We start from the raw sequence: 1,761 nt of genomic DNA, 5'->3' as shown, positions 1-1,761 counted from the left end.
CGCAGTTCCAATACATCTGCCGAGCCGTACACGTCCTGGATGATGGCTTTCATGGTGCATCTCCCTAACTGTCCGATGGACCTGGTGACCCGGGTCGGTTCTACCACGGCCGGACACCCATCCGTTAGGACATGACCGCTCTGCCGCCGTGCGCCGTTGTCTGAAATCGAAGACACCAGCTGCCCGTGAGGCTCATCACAGCTCCCCGCAACATGGTCTGCTGGATAGCGATCCCCCTCCCAATGACGAGAAGGTATTCGCATGCAACAAGCCACCACCGACACCAAGCCAACGCCCGCTGCGGGACCCGGCGGCACCCCCGGCGGCGGCAGCTCCGTCAGCGCCGCCGTCGGGACCGTCCTGAACCGCGGGCTCAACATCCGCCACATCCGCTTCATGGCACTGGGCTCGGCGATCGGAACCGGGCTGTTCTACGGTTCCGCATCGGCCATCCAGAAAGCCGGTCCCGCCGTGCTGTTGGCCTACATGATCGGAGGCGCCGCGGTATTCATGGTGATGCGCGCCCTGGGTGAGATGGCCGTACGGCACCCGGTATCGGGTTCCTTTGGCCAGTACGCCAGCCGTTACCTCGGTCCGCTGGCAGGCTTCGTGACCGGCTGGACCTACGTGTTTGAGATGGCGATTGTGGCCATCGCGGACGTCACCGCCTTCAGCATCTACATGGGTTTCTGGTTCCCCGAGGTCGAGCGCTGGATCTGGGTCCTGGCGATCATCTTCTTCCTGGCGGCGCTGAACCTGCTCAGCGTTAAGGTGTTCGGTGAGCTCGAGTTCTGGTTCTCGCTGATCAAGGTGGTGGCTATCATCGCCATGATCGCGGGCGGCGCCGCCATCATCGCTTTCGGATTCCAGGCCGGCGGTGCCACCGTGGCGCCGGGGCTGGGCAACCTCGTGGAGCACGGCGGCCTGTTCCCCAACGGTTTCGAAGGGCTCCTGGCCTCCTTCGCCGTCGTGATGTTCGCGTTTGGCGGGATTGAAACCCTGGGCATCACCGCCGGCGAGGCCGCGGACCCGAAGACGGTCATTCCGAAAGCCGTCAACACGGTCCCGGTGCGCGTGCTGCTTTTCTACGTACTGACCCTGGGTGTCCTGATGAGCCTATTCCCGTGGAACGAGATCGGCACCAACGGCAGCCCGTTCGTGCAGATCTTCAGCGGACTGGGCATACCGGCAGCACCCCACATCCTCAACGCCGTGGTCATCACGGCCGCGCTGTCCGCGATCAACAGCGACATCTTCGGCGCCGGCCGGATCCTCTTCGGCCTGTCCCGGCAGGGGCATGCCCCCGCGAGCTTCGGCAAGGTATCGCGCCACGGCGTGCCCTGGATGACCGTGGTGATGATGACGGGCATCCTGCTGGTGGGCGTGGTCCTGAACGCCGTCATCCCGGAGGACGTCTTCCTCCTGATCGCCTCGATCGCGACCTTCGCCACCGTCTGGGTCTGGGTGATGATCCTGGCCTCCCATGTGGCGATGAAGCGCGAGATCGCGCGCAAGGGACTCCCGGCGTCGGAGTTCCCGTCACCTTGGTGGCCGGCCGCATCGGTGGCGACGATCGTGTTCATGGCCCTCGTCATCGTGATCCTGGGTGCGTTCGAGGACACCCGCGTGGCCCTTTATGTGGGCGCCGTCTGGCTCGGGCTGCTGGTGGCCGGGTACCGGCTGTGGGTCCGCGGCCACGGCCGGGTCCGGGCCGAGCTCGCCGACGAAACCGCGCCTCTTCCCCGGGTTCCGGCGGGGGCG

The 1,761-nt window shown here is 65.6% G+C and carries 1 protein-coding gene; it reads left to right on the top strand.

Translation table 11 applies throughout. The features are described from left to right. Positions 1 to 261 precede the first annotated feature (261 nt). On the top strand, positions 262 to 1,761 hold a 1,500-nt coding region (locus K789_RS0120430), incomplete at its 3' end, for an amino acid permease (RefSeq protein ID WP_024368370.1).

Source organism: Arthrobacter sp. TB 26 (genome assembly GCF_000427315.1).
Classification (GTDB): Bacteria; Actinomycetota; Actinomycetes; order Actinomycetales; family Micrococcaceae; genus Arthrobacter.
This window is presented reverse-complemented; position numbering and strand designations above follow the sequence as displayed.